The organism is Nocardia jiangxiensis NBRC 101359, from assembly GCF_000308615.1.
Taxonomy (GTDB): domain Bacteria; phylum Actinomycetota; class Actinomycetes; order Mycobacteriales; family Mycobacteriaceae; genus Nocardia; species Nocardia jiangxiensis.
On the sequence record NZ_BAGB01000031.1, the window covers coordinates 128114 to 144781 of the forward strand.

The 16668-nt window shown below is 67.5% G+C and carries 11 protein-coding genes; 7 read left to right on the forward strand and 4 right to left on the reverse strand.

The window, feature by feature from the left end; genetic code table 11:
- Nucleotides 1–89 precede the first annotated feature (89 nt).
- Entirely contained in the window at nt 90–323 is a 234-nt protein-coding gene (locus tag ON40_RS10865; protein ID WP_157186265.1) for a hypothetical protein, read from the forward strand.
- A complete protein-coding gene (gene treZ / locus ON40_RS10870) occupies nt 320–2056 on the forward strand; it encodes a malto-oligosyltrehalose trehalohydrolase (RefSeq protein ID WP_040821206.1) in 1737 nt (578 codons plus the stop codon). The genes ON40_RS10865 and treZ overlap by 4 nt, the downstream gene beginning before the upstream one ends.
- 23 nt (nt 2057–2079) lie before the next feature.
- Here the strand turns inward: treZ and ON40_RS10875 are convergent, their stop codons facing one another.
- Nucleotides 2080–3480, reverse strand: coding sequence for an alpha/beta hydrolase family protein (locus ON40_RS10875; RefSeq protein WP_040821209.1), 1401 nt, complete (start codon nt 3478–3480; stop codon nt 2080–2082).
- 44 nt (nt 3481–3524) lie between these two features.
- On the opposite strand from ON40_RS10875, the gene ON40_RS10880 reads away from it, so the two are divergent.
- Together ON40_RS10880 and ON40_RS10885 are read left to right on the forward strand one after the other, a co-directional pair.
- The gene (locus ON40_RS10880; RefSeq protein ID WP_174435029.1) at nt 3525–4775 is read left to right on the forward strand and encodes a serine hydrolase domain-containing protein; all 1251 of its coding nucleotides are present in this window, start codon (nt 3525–3527) and stop codon (nt 4773–4775) included.
- Between the two features lie 207 nt (nt 4776–4982).
- Nucleotides 4983–5921, forward strand: a complete 939-nt coding sequence (locus tag ON40_RS10885; protein ID WP_040821212.1) for an AraC family transcriptional regulator — start codon at nt 4983–4985, stop codon at nt 5919–5921.
- Between the two features lie 32 nt (nt 5922–5953).
- Here the strand turns inward: ON40_RS10885 and ilvA are convergent, their stop codons facing one another.
- Nucleotides 5954–7309, reverse strand: coding sequence for a threonine ammonia-lyase IlvA (gene ilvA, locus ON40_RS10890; RefSeq protein WP_051192957.1), 1356 nt, complete (start codon nt 7307–7309; stop codon nt 5954–5956).
- A 171-nt stretch (nt 7310–7480) separates the two neighbouring features.
- Here ilvA and ON40_RS10895 point away from each other — a divergent pair, with 171 nt between their 5' ends.
- On the forward strand, nt 7481–7714 hold the full coding sequence (locus tag ON40_RS10895) for a hypothetical protein (protein ID WP_040821214.1): 234 nt from the start codon (nt 7481–7483) through the stop codon (nt 7712–7714).
- Nucleotides 7715–8139: 425 nt separating this feature from the next.
- Nucleotides 8140–9174: a LacI family DNA-binding transcriptional regulator gene (locus tag ON40_RS10900; protein WP_245567752.1), complete on the forward strand. Its 1035-nt coding sequence runs from the start codon at nt 8140–8142 to the stop codon at nt 9172–9174.
- A 111-nt stretch (nt 9175–9285) separates the two neighbouring features.
- On the opposite strand, the gene dnaE is transcribed toward ON40_RS10900, so the two are convergent.
- Entirely contained in the window at nt 9286–12831 is a 3546-nt protein-coding gene (gene dnaE / locus ON40_RS10905) for a DNA polymerase III subunit alpha (protein WP_040821219.1), read from the reverse strand.
- A 233-nt stretch (nt 12832–13064) separates the two neighbouring features.
- Between dnaE and ON40_RS10910 the strand changes: the two genes are divergently transcribed.
- The gene (locus ON40_RS10910; RefSeq protein WP_051192958.1) at nt 13065–14219 is read left to right on the forward strand and encodes a T6SS phospholipase effector Tle1-like catalytic domain-containing protein; all 1155 of its coding nucleotides are present in this window, start codon (nt 13065–13067) and stop codon (nt 14217–14219) included.
- Nucleotides 14220–14240: 21 nt separating this feature from the next.
- Here ON40_RS10910 and treY read toward each other — a convergent pair whose 3' ends face one another.
- Nucleotides 14241–16667 (reverse strand): malto-oligosyltrehalose synthase, encoded by a 2427-nt coding sequence (gene treY / locus ON40_RS10915; protein WP_051192983.1) that lies wholly within the window; start codon nt 16665–16667, stop codon nt 14241–14243.
- Nucleotide 16668: the final 1 nt, after the last annotated feature.

Sequence of the window (16668 nt, forward strand, 5' to 3'; positions counted from 1 at the left end):
TCGACTCTGCCACCACCCACCGTCGTGAGTTGCGATCTTGCGGCGGATGGCTGCCGGATCCGCATCCGGCCCTCGGTACCGTGAGGCTGGTGGAGATCCGCATCGACGACCTGACCAGCCCGGACGTCCTGGAGCTGCGGCGCGGACAGCTCGCCGAGATGCGCAGCGTGACGCCCCGCGAGGAGAGTGTGCACGCACTCGACCTGGACGGCCTGCGACGCTCGCAGGTCACGGTGCGGCGGTTGTCCGACGATGAGCGGCTCCGCATACGCGGTCGAGCGCGCGTCCGGCCTGGCGAAGCAATGGGAGAGGTGCGGGTGTGAGTCGGTTCGAGGCGTGGGCGCCGGGGGCGGGGCGGGTGCGGGTCGAGGTGGACGGGGTGGTTCATCCGATGCGGGTTGATGCGGGTGGGTGGTGGTCGGGGGACGTTGATGCCGGGGTGGGGGCGCGGTATGGGTTTCTGCTCGACGACGATTCGGTGGTGTTGCCGGATCCGCGATCGCCGCGGCAGCCGGACGGGGTGCACGGTCGGTCGGCTCGGTATGCGCCGGATCCGGTGGGGTGGACCGATTCGGGTTGGACTGGGAGGCAATTGGCGGGTTCGGTGTTCTACGAGCTGCATGTCGGGACGTTCACGCCGGAGGGGACGTTCGACGCAGCGGTCGAGCGGCTGGGGCATCTGGTGGAGCTGGGGGTGACCACTGTCGAGTTGATGCCGGTGAACGCCTTCAACGGGGTGTGGAACTGGGGATACGACGGTGTGCTGTGGTACGCGGTGCACGAACCGTATGGTGGCCCCGACGGCCTGCAACGATTCGTGAACGCCTGCCACGGAAGGGGTTTGGCGGTTGCGCTGGACGTCGTCTACAACCATCTCGGTCCATCGGGCAACTATCTGCCGAGGTTCGGGCCGTACCTCGGTGCGGAATCGAACACATGGGGACAGCGCCTGAATCTGGACGGGCCCGATTCGGACGAGGTGCGCCGCTACATCATCGGTAACGCGCTGCGCTGGTTCGATGAATTCCACATCGACGCACTGCGATTGGATGCGGTGCACGCCCTGGTGGACCATCGCGCGATCGGGCTGCTGGAGGAGTTGGCCACCGAGACCGCCGCGTTGTCCGCCCGGCTCGGCCGCCCGCTGACTCTGATCGCGGAGAGTGATCTGAACGATCCGCGCCTGATAACCCCGCGTGCGGCAGGCGGTTTCGGTCTGCACGGCCAGTGGAACGACGATCTGCACCACGCCGTGCACGCCGCGGTATCGGGTGAAAGGCAGGGATATTACGCAGATTTCGGCTCGATGCGTTGTCTGGCGAATACCCTGCGGAACGGATTCTTCCACGCCGCAACATATTCCAGCTTCCGTGGCAGGGTCCACGGCCGACCATTGGACACGCGGACCGTACCGGGCAGCGCCCTGCTGGGGTACACCTGCACCCACGACCAGATCGGCAATCGAGCCCTCGGTGATCGCCCGTCGGCCTATCTCACAGACGGTCAGCTCGCGGTGAAGGCGGCCCTGATCCTGACCTCGCCGTATACGCCGATGCTGTTCATGGGGGAGGAGTGGGGCGCGCGAACCCCCTTCCAGTACTTCACTTCTCACCCCGAGCCGGAGCTGGCCGCCGCGGTCGCCGAAGGTCGTGTCGCGGAGTTCGCCGATCACGGCTGGCCTGCCGCGGATATCCCCGATCCGCAGGACCCGGCCACGTTCCATCGCTCGAAACTGGACTGGTCCGAGCCGGAGAAACCCACCCACACCCGCCTGCTGAACTGCTACCGCGCACTACTGACCCTGCGCCGCACCCAGCCGGGCCTCGCCGACCCCCGGCTGGACCGCCTCACCGTCGAGTACGACGAGACCGAACGCTGGCTCATCGTGCACCGCAACGGTATCCACCTCGTCTGCAATCTGTCCCAGCGTCCGGTGCAGCTGCCGATCACCGGCGACCCGCTACTGGTCTGGGATCCCGTACAGCAAACCGATTCGCACACAATGCTTCCCGCGCACTCGTTCGCACTCCTGGCTGGTGTACCCACCGGACAGTGATCCCGAGATGAACGACGGGCCCGCTACCGGCCTGTGATCACCGGTGGGACGCGACGGCCGAGCCAATCGGTGACGTATGCCAGAACCTCCGGCGCGATGGTGATCTCGCTCTGCCCGTATTCGTTCGGACTGCCCGTGCTCGCGGGCTGCATGAGGTGGTTGAGGCCGTCGAAGACGTGCACGTCGGCATCGGGGTCGGCGGCCAGGACAGTCCGGGCCAACGGCGCGTTCTGATCGACCGGAACCTGCAGATCCTTCGAACCGTAGAACGCCAGCACGGGCATGCGCAGGGCTTGCAGAGCCGAAGCCGGGTCGCAGCCCACGAACGAGGCGAAGTTCGCGTTGACGATCCGTTCGACGGCGGATTCGGGCTGGCGCTGCTCCGGCGGGAGGGCGGCGTTGTGTTCGATGACGTACTGCCGGGCCTGGTCCGGATCGCCGTCGAGCAGGAGTGTGGTGAGGGTGTCCACGAAGCCGATCTGCGCGGCGACCTCGTCCGCGGATGCGTTGCGGACGGCGAGCAACGCGCGATTCTGCGCGAGCAGAACCTCCTTACCGGAGGCCGCCGGACCGGCCATGGTGATCACGAATGCGATCCGGTTCTGGGGCTCTGCGGCGACCAGCGGCGCGAGGTAGCCGCCCTCGCTGTGCCCGAGCAATCCGATGAGTTCGGGGTCGATGTCTCGCTGCGAACGCAGGAAATCCACTCCCGCGACGACGTCCCCGGCCAGATCGTTGTAGTCGGCGTCGGCCAACACACCGCTCGTGCCGCCGACACCGCGCTTGTCGGTGCGCAGCACCGCATATCCGGCCCGGGTCAGCGTATCGGCCAGCAGCAGAAAAGGTTTGTGCCCGAAGACTTCCTCGTTCCGGTCGTTCTTTCCGCTGCCGTTGAGCAGGATCACCGCCGGATGCGGACCGGGTGTCGACGGGAGTGTGAGCGTTCCGGCGATGGTGATCTCGCCGCTGCGGTACGTCACGTCCGCGGAGCGGTAGGGCCAGGGCGGGGCCGGTTCCTGCGGACGCGGCGGCACCGGGACGGTGCCGCGATGCAGCGTCAGCGGCAACTCGTGGCCGGACTGGGTGAACGTCCCGGTGATCACCGAACGCACGGCGTCGTAGTGGCCGTCGAAGGCGGGCGCGCCGGGCAGCCCGGGAATGCTGAAGGCGACCTTGTCCGGCGAGGCATGCACCTGTGCGAGCGGGTGTGCGAACAGGCTCTGGGCCGGAATCGAGAGCGTCGCGCTGTCGTCGTCGAGGGTGATGCCCAGCGCGAGCGGCTGCCCGGGGATCTCGAGCGTCCCGGTCCAGTCGCCCGCCACGGGATCTTCGGTATCTTCCGGAGTGGGCCGACGAGCCTGCGGTGCGCCGTCCGCGGCCGCGATGATCAGCAGAATCAGGCCCAGGACCCGCAACAATCGCATAACTCAGCGTAGCCGGACGAACCGGACACCCGTACGGTGGAGATGTGAGCAACGACGCTTTCTCTTCCGGCCTCGCGGCCATGCCCGAAGGGGTGCGTGGATCTGCGGTTGCCGGATTCGCGCCGCTGGTGCGCGCCTTCGCGACCTTCGTGGGCGGCCGCCCCGGTGCGGGAGGCAGTCTCACGGTCATGCGGCACGGCGAACCGCTCGTGGACATCTGGACCGGGCAGGCATCGCCCGGCACCGATTGGACACGCGATACCGGCGCCATCGTCTTCTCCGCCACCAAGGGAGTCGCCGCCACGGTCGTGCACCGGCTCGCCGATCGCGGCCTGCTGGACTACGACGCGCCCGTCGCCGAGTACTGGCCGGATTTCGGCGTCGCCGGAAAAGAACGAATCACGGTGCGGCGCTTGCTGACCCACCGCGCCGGACTCTCCTCGCTGCCCTCGATAGCGGTCGGGGCCGACGACGTGCTCGACCACGAGCTGATGGAACAGCGCCTGGCCGCGGCCTCGCCCGACCGGCTGCTGGGCGTCCCGGCGTATCACGCGCTCACCTTCGGCTGGTTGCTGGCCGGGCTGGCCCGCGCGATCACCGGCCGCAGCATGGCCGAACTCTTCCGCATCGAGGTCGCAGAACCGCTCGGCATCGACGGTATCCATCTCGGCCGGCCGCCGCAGGGCTCGCCGACAACCATTGCGGCACTGACCGGTTCGCGGTTGTCGGCGGTGCGCGCGCCGCTGGGCGCGATGTTCTTCGGCCACGCCTACGGAATTCCCGGCACTCTCGGTGCGGCCACGCGATCACTGTTCCTGCCGGGTGTGGAGACCATCCTCGAGGGTGTGGAGCCGCCGATTCTCGACACCGAGATGGGTGCGGGCAACGGTGTATGCACCGCGTCCGCACTGGCCACCCTGTACAGCGCGCTCGGTGACGGCATGATCGGCGGCCGCAGGTACCTGTCCGCGCGCACCGTGCGCGCGCTGCGTCAGGTGGAGACCTACCGTCTGGACCGCACGCTGTTCTACATGCCGATGATGTGGCATCTGGGCTACCACTCGATGCCGACCACCGGATCGCGCGCCGGATTCGGTCACATCGGCCTGGGCGGATCGTTCGGCTGGGCCGAGCCGCGTCAGGGCCTGTCCGTCGGGTTCGTGCACAACCGCCTGCACGGAAGCCGGTTCGCCTGGGACCAGATCGCTTCCAGCTGGATCCTTCCGCTGGTCGTGCGCGGTGCCCGCGCGGTTCCGCCGCTCGGGGACGTCAACGAGTCCTTGGGCGCCGCCTGACCCGCGTTGCGGGCGGGCGTCCGCTCGGCCTGCTCGTCGTCCGTCTGGTTCAGTCCTCGTCATCGGCCGCATGTTCGGGCTTTCGTCGCGGAGGTGCGGCGCTGGAAAGACGCCGTAGACTGCTGCACCGGGCCCCGATTTCCGCTGAGCGCACGAGAATTGCCGTGGTGCGCAGCGATATGTGCATCACAACCAGGAGTTGAGCGGATGACCGACAGGACCGATTTCACCGAGTCGGTGACCACCCAGTCGGTCCTGCCGCACGAACGCACCGATTACTGGGCCGCGGCGCTCCAGTCCCACCAGGGCAGGATCTTCGGATACGCCTTCCCCCGCAAGCACTTTCACGGGCGCACCGCCGTGCGGCGGACGCGCAACTACCAGATCGTGGGATGGCGATGCGACGCTGTCGCCTACTACCGCACTCCCGGGCAGGTACGCGTCGACTCCGACGAGGACTACCGATTGCTGCTGCCCACCGCCGGGCGCATGACGCTCTGGCAGGACGGTCGGCACGCGCCGCTGCCGCCGGGCATCGGCTGTCTGGTGACCGTCGACCAGCCGTTCGCCTACGCCCAGGGGGACGACACCGAGGGGCTGGTCATGACCATCCGGCGGCCCGAGATCGATCATCGGCTGAATCGCGCAGCGCCGGAACAGATCCTGGATTTCACCACCGGGCTCGGACGAGTCGTCGCCGAGATGGCCACCACGCTGTTCACCGAGCACGACTCCCTCGGCCGCCGCCAATTCGATGCCGTGTCAAGCCGGCTGGTCGATCTGCTGTGCATGCACATCCTCGGTGACCATCCCACCGAATCCGGTCACCTCGAGGACGTGGAAGCCGCGATCCGGCACCATGTCCGTACTCACGCCCACGACCCGGAGTTGACCGGCGCCGCCGTCGCGCGCGCTCTGGGCTGGTCCCTGCGCCAGATCCAGCTCACTCTGCAACGGGCCGGGACGACACCGCGCGAGCTGATCAGGGAAGAACGCCTGCAACTCGCCTATGTGCGACTGCAGGACCCCGCATACCGCAATCGCAGCATCAGCGCTCTCGCGGCCGACCTCGGCTTCGGGTCCGCCAGCGCATTCAGTACCGCATTCCGCGGCCGTTTCGGAGCCAGCCCCCGCGATATGCGCTGAGCGTGCGCGCACGACTCTTCCCGGGCGCGGGGCTAGGTGAGGTAGCGGTACGCGGGTGAGCCGGGATCGAGGCGTTCGCACTGTAGCGGGGAGGCGTGCATGCGCTCGAGCAGGGAGTGCAGACCGTCGGGGGAACCGAGTTGGACGCCGACCAGTGCGGCGCCGGTCTCCCGGTTGTTCCGCTTGACGTATTCGAACAGGGTGATGTCGTCGTCCGGGCCCAGGACCTGGTCCAGGAACCGGCGCAGCGCACCCGGCTCCTGCGGGAAGTCCACCAGGAAATAGTGCTTCAGGCCCTGATGTACGAGCGATCGCTCGATGACCTCGCCGTAGCGCGAGACGTCGTTGTTACCGCCCGAAATCAGGCACACCACGGTCGAACCCGGCGTGACGCCGATCTCGGCCAGGCCGGCCACCGACAACGCACCCGCGGGTTCGGCGATGATGCCCTCGTTCTGGTACAGCTCCAGCATGGCCGTGCAGATCGCGCCCTCGTCCACCAGCATCATGCGGAAAGAGCCTGCGCCCCTGGGGGATTCGGTCGCGGTCAGCAGGGGCAGCGAGGCGTGCGAGATGACCCGGCCGCCGAATCCGGAGACCGCGGCGTAGGGCAGATCGCCGATCCGCCGCACCGCCGCACCGTCGACGAACGGGTCGACCTCGGGCAGGGTCACCGGTCCACCGGCCACCAGGGCGGCGGTCATGGAGGCGGCTCCCGCCGGTTCCACCGCGAGAATGGCGGTGGCGGGGGAGCGTGCGCGCAGGTAGGTGCCGATCCCGGCGAGGCAGCCGCCGCCGCCGACCGGGATGATCACCAGATCCGGTGCGCGGCCGAGCTGTTCGAGGATCTCGGCGGCGATGGTGCCCTGTCCGGCGGCGGTGCGGGGATCGTCGAAGGGCGGCACCATCGTCGCGCCCGTGCGGGCCACATCCGCGGCGGCCGCGGCGGCCGCGGCGTCGAACGTGTCGCCGATGGCGAGCAGTTCCACGAATTCGCCGCCGTGCGCCCGGATCCGGTCGCGTTTCTGCTTCGGTGTCGTGGTCGGTACGTAGATGCGCCCGGCGATGCCCATCGCGCGGCAGGCGAACGCGACGCCCTGGGCGTGGTTCCCGGCGCTGGCCGTCACCACCCCGGCCGCTCGTTCGGCATCGGTGAGCTGCACGATCAGGTTGTACGCCCCGCGGAGTTTGTAGGAGCGCACGGCCGTGAGGTCCTCGCGCTTGACGTAGACCTCCGCACCCGTCAGCGCCGAGAGCCGTTCGATCCGCTGTAGTGGGGTCGGCTCGATAATGTCCGAAATTCGCTTGGCGGCCGCGTCGATCTCGTCCGCGCTCAGTTCGGGCAGCGGACCGGTCAGCTTTTCTGCGATATCAAGCGGTTGGGACACCCGAACATGCTATCCGGGCCGCGCCGGAGGGTCGCGTGCGCCTGCCGTGCCCGCATCGGCCGGGAAGACGGCCCGATAACCGCCGGTCCCCGCGATGACCTCGCCGGCCTCCGGCAATCTGGAAAGAAAAGTTCGGTGGCCCGAACTTGGTAATCCGTGTACCCTGACAAGATGACCGTGGTGAACCCCCCGCAGACCGTCGCCCGCGGTGTCCGGAAGGTCGACATCGCCGGCTCGCAGTGGCCGCTGTACAAACTCGAGGCGCTGGCCCTCGGGGTGGTGGCCGGTCTCGTATTGGTGCTGGTTACCGGGTCGCCGCAGGTCGCCGTCCTTACCGCGGCCATGGTCGCCGCAGCGCGCTGGATCGCGGCCGTCGTCGTTCGCTCGAACCGTCCGGCTCGCTGACTCGCCGCATTCCTGTCGGCGCGGTACGCGTCCGGTACCGGCGGATTTTACGTGGCGGGTCGTGTCCGACGTGAGGTTTCCAGGTTTCTCTCCGCGTGTAACGAAGCCGCGTTTCTCGACGAAACGCTGTTGATGTTGAACCTTCACCCCGGTGTGTCGCGATGTGCGACGGGATGTCTTGGGCGGCAGTCGCTTCCGGCTCGTGTTCGAGCTCGGCGGTTCGGATCCCCGGATTCCGGCCGTGTGATCGTTAACATTGTCTTGTCCGGAATCCGGCTCCGCAACGACGCGAGCTGTGCCGCCACCGGTATCGCTTGAGGCGCAGGGTGATTCGCCTCGTCACGGGCGGCCGGTGGGTGCGGCAGGCGCGGGCGCTAACCTGAATCATGGATCGACGCCGGTAGTCCGGCACGGAAGGTGGGGATGTGAGAGACCGGAACGGGCGCCCCCCGGGAAAGGCAGGCCGTCCGGCGGTGATGACGGATGTGGCCAAACTGGCCGGTGTGTCACATCAGACCGTCTCGCGGGTGCTGAACGACAGCCCGCAGGTCCGCGCCGAAACGCGCGAACGCGTCCTGGCCGCTGTCGAAGCGCTGGGCTATCGCCCCAATGCGATGGCCCGTGGCCTGGTCAGCCGCCGTTCCAAGGTGCTGGGCGTGGTCACCTTCGACACCGTGCTCTTCGGTCCCGCATCGATGATGCTGGGTATCGAAAGGGCCGCGCGCGCAGCGGGTTACGGCGTCAGCATCGCCACTCTGGAGACCGTGGACCGGCCCAGTGTGCTGGCGGCGGTCAACACCCTCGCCGATCAGGGAGTGGACGGGGTGATCGTCATCGCGCCGCAGCAGACCACCGCGGCCGCATTGCACTCGATGCCCCGCCAACTGGTCGTGGTCGCGGTCGAGGCCGGACAGGACGCCGGACTCCCCGCCGCGGCGGTGGACCAGTTCGAGGGCACCCGGCTGGCCGTGCAGCACCTGCTGGACCTGGGACATCGCACGGTCTGGCACGTCTCCGGCCCGGCCGGTTGGCTCGAGGCGCGCGACCGTGCGGAGGGCTGGCGGCGCGCCCTGGAGGCGGCCGGTGCGGAGATCCCACCGCTGATCGGCGGCGACTGGAGCGCGCGCTCGGGCTACGAGGCGGGCGTGGTGCTGGCCGCGCAGACCGGGGTCACCGCGGTCTTCGCGGCCAACGACCAGATGGCCCTGGGCCTGCTGCGCGCCTTCGCTGAACGCGGCATCCGTGTCCCGGAAGACATCTCGGTCGTCGGCTTCGACGACATCCCCGAAGCCGCCTACCTGACCCCGCCGCTGACCACCATGCGCCAGGACTTCGACGAGGTCGGCCGTCGCAGCATGCAACTGCTGCTCCAACTCCTCGAATCCGACACCGACGTCCCCGAACCGCCTCCGGTCGTGCCCACCATCGTAGTCCGCGAAAGCACCGCCCCGCCGCGCTAGGTTCCCCTGCCGATCGAGCCGTCCCGGCGCATCCGCACGCAGCTGCGCCGAAACGACAGAGCCTCCGCATCCATCGGTCGGATGCGGAGGCTCTGTCGTTGAATCTATCGGCTAACTCGCCAGGCAACCCGGGCCGAGCAGTGCCTTCAGGTCGCCCATGAGCGCCGAGGACGGGGAGACGCGCAGGTTGTCGGCGACCTTGAGCAGGGTGGTCTTCTCCCGGGATCCGATGTGGCGGATGTGGACGTCGGCGGTGCCGGGGTGGCTGGACAGCACGCGCTTGAGGGCACTGACCTTGTCCGGGGTGCACAGGCGGGTCGGGATGGTGACGGCGAGGGGTTTCTCCACGCCGATCGCGGACAGATCCGGTACCACCAGATCGTTGGCGATCAGGGAGATGCGGTCGTCGCGGACCGAGACGCGGGCCTTGACCAGCACCACCGCGTCGTCGACGACGTCCATGCCGTACACCGAATAGGACTGCGGGAAGAACAGCACCTCGATCCCACCGGTGAGATCCTCGAGCTGGGCCGAGGCCCAGGGCAGGCCGTTCTTGTTGACGCGACGGTTCACCGAGGCCAGGATGCCGCCGATGGTGACCTGCGCGCCGTCCTTGACATCGCCCTGCAGAATTGACGGAATCGGCGTATCCGCCTGTGCCGCGAGGACGTGCTCGACACCGTTGAGCGGATGCCCGGACACGTACAGCCCCAGCATCTCCCGCTCCAGCGCGAGCTTGTGCTTGGACTCCCACTCCTCGTCGGGCACCTTCACATCGAAGACCGAGGCCATCGATTCGTCACCGTCGTCCAGCCCGCCGAACAGGTCGAACTGGCCGATCGCCTCGGCCTTCTTGGTGGACATCACCGCGTCGATGGCATCGGAGTGCACCAGCAGCAGACCCTTGCGGGGATGATCGAGCGAGTCGAAAGCGCCTGCCTTGATGAGGGATTCGGTGACCTTCTTGGTGCAGGCGACGGTGTCGATCTTGTTCAGGTAATCGGAGAAGTCGGTGTACTTCGACTTCTCCTTGCGGGCGGAGATGATCGAGGCCACCACGTTCGCGCCGACGTTGCGCACCGCACCCAGTCCGAACCGGATATCCGCGCCGACCGAGGCGAAGTTGTGCTCGGACTCGTTCACATCCGGCGGCAGCACCGTGATCCCGAGGCGGCGGCAGTCGGACAGGTAGACCGCGGCCTTGTCCTTGTCGTCGCCGACGCTGGTGAGCAGGGCGGCCATGTATTCGGCCGGATAGTTCGCCTTCAGATACGCGGTCCAGTACGACACCAGGCCGTAGGCGGCGGCGTGCGATTTGTTGAACGCGTATCCGGCGAACGGGAGGATGGTGTCCCACAGCGCCTTGATCGAGGCCTTGGAGAATCCGTTCTCCAGCATGCCCTTCTCGAAGCCCTCGAACTCCGCCTCGAGGACCTCGGCTTTCTTCTTACCCATCGCGCGGCGCAGAATGTCCGCTCGACCGAGCGAGTATCCGGCCACCTTCTGCGCGACGTGCATGATCTGCTCTTGGTAGACGATCAGGCCGAAGGTCTCGCCCAGGATGTCCTTCAGCGGCTCCTCGAGCTCCGGATGGATCGGCTTGACCTCTTGCCGGTCGTTCTTGCGGTCGGCGTAGTCGTTGTGCGCGTTCATGCCCATCGGGCCGGGGCGGTACAGCGCGCCGACCGCCACGATGTCCTCGAACGCGGTGGGCTGCATGCGGCGCAGCAGATCTCGCATGGGCCCACCATCGAGCTGGAACACGCCGAGAGTGTCACCGCGCGACAGCAATTCGAAGGTGGACGGATCGTCCAGCGGCAGCGTGTCCATATCCAGGTCGACGCCGCGGTTGGCCTTGATGTTGTCCAGCGCGTCACCGATCACCGTCAGGTTGCGCAGGCCCAGGAAGTCCATCTTCAGCAGGCCGATGGCCTCACAGGAGGGGTAGTCCCAGCCGGTGATGATGGCGCCGTCCTGCGCGCGCTTCCACACCGGGATCGCGTCGGTGAGCGGCTCGGAGGACATGATGACCGCGCAGGCGTGTACGCCGGCGTTGCGGATCAGGCCCTCGAGTCCCTTGGCCGTCTGGTAGATCTTGGCGATCTCCGGATTGGTCTCGATCAGGGTGCGGACCTCGGCGGCTTCCTTGTACCGCTCGTGCTCGGGATCGGTGATGCCCGAGACCGAGATGTCCTTGGCCATGATCGGCGGCGGCAGCGCCTTGGTGATCTGGTCGGCGATGGCGAAACCGGGCTGACCGTGCAGGACTCGGGCCGAATCCTTCAGCGCGGCCTTGGTTTTGATGGTGCCGAAGGTGATGACCTGGGCGACCCGGTCGGTGCCCCACTTCTCCGCGGCGTAGCGCACCATCTCACCGCGGCGGCGATCGTCGAAGTCGATATCGATATCGGGCATCGACACGCGCTCGGGGTTCAGGAACCGCTCGAACAGCAGACCGTGCGGCAGCGGGTCGATATTGGTGATGCCCAGTGCGAAGGCGACCAGCGAACCTGCCGCGGAGCCACGGCCGGGGCCGACACGGATGCCGACCTCGCGGGCGTGGTTGATCAGGTCGCCGACGACCAGGAAGTAGGCCGGGAAGCCCATCTCCAGGATGACGCCGATCTCGTAGTCGACCTGATCGATGTACTTCTGCGGCGGGCCACCCGGAAAGCGGCGATCCAGACCGCGGCGCACTTCCTCACGCAGCCAGCTGGCCTGATCGTGCCCCTCGGGAACCGGGAAGATCGGCATCCGGTCGCGGTGCGTCCACACGTCGTCGTAGGACTGCACCCGCTCGCCGATCCGCACCGTGTTGTCGCAGGCGCCGGGCACCTCGGCGTCCCAGATCGCGCGCATCTCGTCGGCGGACTTGAGGTAGTAGCCGCTGCCGTCGAATTTGAAGCGGGTCGGGTCCGAGAGCGTCTTACCGGTCTGAATGCACAGCAGCGCTTCGTGGTTGGTGGAGTCGGTCTCGTGCACGTAGTGGCAGTCGTTGGTGGCCAGCGCGGGAATGTCCAGCTTCCGGCCGACCTCGAGCAGGCCCTGGCGCACGCGCGTCTCGATGGACAGACCGTGGTCCATCACCTCGAGGAAGAAGTTCTCCTTGCCGAAGATCTCCTGCCATTTGGCCGCGGCCTCGAGCGCCTCGCGCTCATGTCCCAGGCGCAGCCGGGTCTGCACCTCGCCCGAGGGGCAGCCGGTGGTGGCGATGATGCCCTCGGCGTGCTCGGCGATGATCTCCGCGTCCATTCGCGACCACTTGCCGAGCTGACCCTCGATCGAGGCCAGCGAGGAGAGCTTGAACAGGTTGCGCAGACCGGTCGCGTTCTCCGCGACCATCGTCATGTGGGTGTAGGCGCCCGAACCCGAGACGTCGTCACCCTTCTGGCTCGGATCACCCCACTGGACACGTTTGGTGTTGAAGCGGGACTCGGGCGCGATGTACGCCTCGATGCCGATGATCGGCTTGATGCCCTGCTTCTTGGCCGAGTTGTAGAACTCCGAGGCGCCGAACATGTTGCCGTGGTCGGTCATGCCGACGGCGGTCATTCCGAGCCGCTCGGCCTCCTTGAACAGGGGCGTTATCTTCGCCGCGCCGTCGAGCATCGAGTACTCGGTGTGGTTGTGGAGGTGAACGAATCCCGAGGCTGACACGGGTAGAGATTATGCCCCCGGTACGACAGGAATCGCCGGAGGTGGTCGGAGGTCCGCGCGAAAGGGCATCTGATAGCAGTCCGGCCGTGTCGGATACGCGTGCCCGATGCCGAAAACCAGTGTGTACGGGAGGGGTTTTGGGGGAATGATGTGCGTGTGCGCGAGATCCCCGGGACGATTCGGGTAGTTCGCTACGCGCGCAAGGCTTATGCGTGGGGCGGGAGGATCCACCTATGAAACGTCTGGTTGTGTGCTGTGACGGCACCTGGGGATCGGCGAGCAATCCGTTGGTGTCCAACGTCGTCAAGATCGCGGAATCGGTCCGGTTGGACGCCACGGCGGAAGCCGGGGGTTCGGTCGGGCAGCGGGTGTTCTACACCGACGGGCCCGGCTCGCGCGGGTACCTTCTCGACAAGTACATCGGCGGTGCGTTCGGGCTCGGCCTGGACGCCGGGCTGTCCACCATGTACTGGCAGCTGGTGCTGAACTGGGAGCCCGGTGACGAGATCTTCGTCTTCGGATTCAGCCGCGGCGCCTACATCGCCCGCAGTCTCACCGGTCTGATCAACCGGATCGGTCTGCTGACCGCCGAGGCGATGATCGACGGCCGGTATCCGGAGGCGATGCGGATCTTCCGGCAGCGCAAGGAACATCCGGACGATGCGGATCCGCCCGAGTGGGCCGAATTCCGCACCCGCTACTGCCAGAGTCCGGTGCCGGTCAAGTTCGTCGGCGTCTTCGACACCGTCGGCGCGATGGGCGTTCCCGGAATCACCTCGTGGCGCTATCGGTTCCACGATCTGCGGCTGTCGCCGGGCGTGCACACCGCGCGTCAGGCACTGGCCGTCGACGAGCGGCGACGCATCTACGAGCCCTGCCTGTGGGAGGTCACCGACGAGGCCGGGGTCACCCAGCAGCGGCCCGATCGGGTCAAGCAGGTGTGGTTCGAGGGCTGCCACACCGATATCGGCGGCGGAATGCCCGACAGCCGGCTCTCGGACCGGACGTTGCAGTGGATGGTGCGCGAGGCGCGCGAACAGGGTCTGGAATTCGACGACGACCTGCTGGCCAAGATCTTCGAGCGCGGCGACACCGCCACCGGGGCGGTGCGCCCGAGCGACAATCTCACCCTGGGCTACCGGTTCACGAACCTGATCGGACTGCTGTTCCATCCGCGCAATCCGCGGTTCTACCGGGACGCCTGGCGTCGGCTCGCCGCGCCCGAGGACAAGCGGGTGTACCTGGCTTCCTGCGCGAAACCGCATACGGAATACAACCCGCCGAACGTGCAGCGCTGGGCGCAGGAGTGCGGTGACCGCATCCCCGTGGAGGCCACGAGTCACGTGGAGACCACGGATTCGCCCGCCCCGGAGGAGATCCCGGCCTGATCGCCGCCGGGCGCGACGTCCTCAGCGCACCAGCAGCGCTACCGGTAGCCGGGTGAACAGCTTCTCCAGGCGAACGCGAGTGGTGAAGGTGTGCCCGGTGAGGCGATCGGTCCAGGTGCCCGGCGGTAGGTCCAATGCCGCATCGCCCCAGCCGGTTTCGTTCAACCGGACGCTGTGGCGGGTGGCGGCCGCGATCACCTGCGGCGGCTCGTCGACCCGGCCGCGGGCGTAGGCGATCAGATGTCCGGCGCGGTCGCCCGCGGCGAACAGCGGCGTGTACGCCCCGCCGGCGAAACATTCGGGACGTTCGCGCCGGAGCCACAGCGCGTAGGCCACGATCCACATCTTGGCCGCGCCGCTGGAATCCAATTCCGGTGTGCCGGTGAGCGATTGCAGCATCGACAGACGATGGCCGAAATCGACCGGGCGACGGTTGTCCGGATCGACCAGTGAATCCTCCCAGAGTTCACAACCCTGGTAGATGTCCGGGATGCCGGGGCCGCAGAGCTGAAGCAGCTTCTGCGACAACGCATCCGACCACGCGTGCGGCGCGAGCTTGATCACCGTCTCCGACAGTCCGCCGCCGACCTGGCCGTCGATCACCGCGTCGATCCACTGGTGCAGCGCGGACTCGAACTCGAGATCCGGTTCCTCCCAGGAGGTTTTGGTGCCCGCCTCGCGAGCAGACTTCTCCGCGAACAGATGTAGCCGCTCGCGCAGGCCTGCGACCGTCGCGGCGGGCCGCCCGTCGTTGGGCCACATGCCGAACATGTTCTGCAGCAGGAACAGCGCCGTCGCCTCGTCCGGCGGCGGAGTGTTCTCGAACCAGCGGGGCACCGATTCGGCCCACAGTTCCGCGGCCTGGGACAGCACCCCGATCCGGGCGCGCACGTCCTCGCCGCGTTTGGTGTCGTGCGTGCTCAGCGTCGTCATCGTGGCGGGCCAGCGTTGGGCGCGTTCGGAATTGGCGAGATGGAACTCCAGCACCGACCGGCCGAACCGGGCCGGATTGCCGCCCACCTCCTGCAGCGAGACCAGTCGCGCGCCCTGGTAGTACATGGTGTCCTCGACCGCCTTGGCGGTCACCGCCCCGCACACCTGATGCAGCCGCACGGCCGCCTCGCCGTTCGCCGCCAGCGCGGTGACCAGCACCGACAGTGGTGCGGTCAGCTCGCTGTTGCGTTTGCACACCTTCTGGACCACCGCGGTGATCATGCCCGCCAGCGGTGCGTAGTCGGTGCGGTACACCGGCATGAACGAGAGCACCTCGATGGTGGCGTTGGTCAGCGCCATATCGCTGATCGGCACGGTGTCGATGCCGCTGACTCCCGCGTCGCACTTGATCGCGGCGACGAGCCTGCGGATCTCGGGCACCAGCATCGTCTCGGCCACGGCGCGTTTGATGCGGTGTTCGTTGTTGCCGATCCACGCGCCGTTGCTGCCGTGCCCGCAGTACTTGCGCGACAGCTCGGTGAGAGCCTTCTCGCCGTCCGCATCGATCAGCACCCCGCCCAGATCCGCCAGCGCGTCGTAGCCGGTGGTGCCGTCGATGGGCAGCATCGCGTCCAGCGGCTCGCGATTGGAGAGCACCTTCTCCACCAGCAGCAGCCGATGCGGGCCGATCAGCCGCCGCAGGCGGGCCAGATAAGCCGCAGGATGGGCCAGGCCGTCCGGATGATCCACGCGCACACCGTCGATCACATCGTGTTCACACCAGGCGGACAGTTCGCGATGGGTGATCTCGAAGACCGCCGGATCCTCCTGCCGGATCGCCGCCAGGCTCGACACCGAGAAGAACCGGCGGTAGGTGCAGATCCCGGCCTTCCAGCTGACCAGGCGGTAGTGCTGCTTGTCGTGGATCCGCAGCGCGTTCTCCCCGTCGGTGCCCGGGGCGATCGGGAAGCGCAGATCGTGCAGTGCCAGCATCGGTTCCGGGCCGCTGCGATCGACGGTCAGCGCGGCCGGATCGTTCTCGTTCTGCAGCATCGGCAGCGCCAGGCGCCCGCCCGCGCCGTTGCTCGGAGACCAGTCGATGTCGAAGAAGTGGGCGAACTGGGATTTGCGGCCGTGGCACAGCACGTCCCACCACCACGGGTTCTGCCGGGGATCGCTCACCCCGACGTGGTTCGGCACCAGATCGACGATCAAACCCATTCCGCGACTGCGCAACTCGTCCGACAGCGCCTTGAGCCCGGACGGGCCGCCCAGTGCGGCGGACACCGTCGTCGGATCGGTGACGTCGTAGCCGTGCGCGGAACCGCGCATCGCACTCATGACCGGGGACAGATACAGATGCGAGATGCCCAGTTGCTGCAGGTATTCCGCGATCGCACGGGCATCGGCGAAGGTCAACGCGTCCGGTCGCAGTTGCAACCGATAGGTGCTGCGGACGTTCGTCTGCCGGAGCACCGGTGTGGTGTGGGACTCGGTGGAAGCGAATTCTGTCATC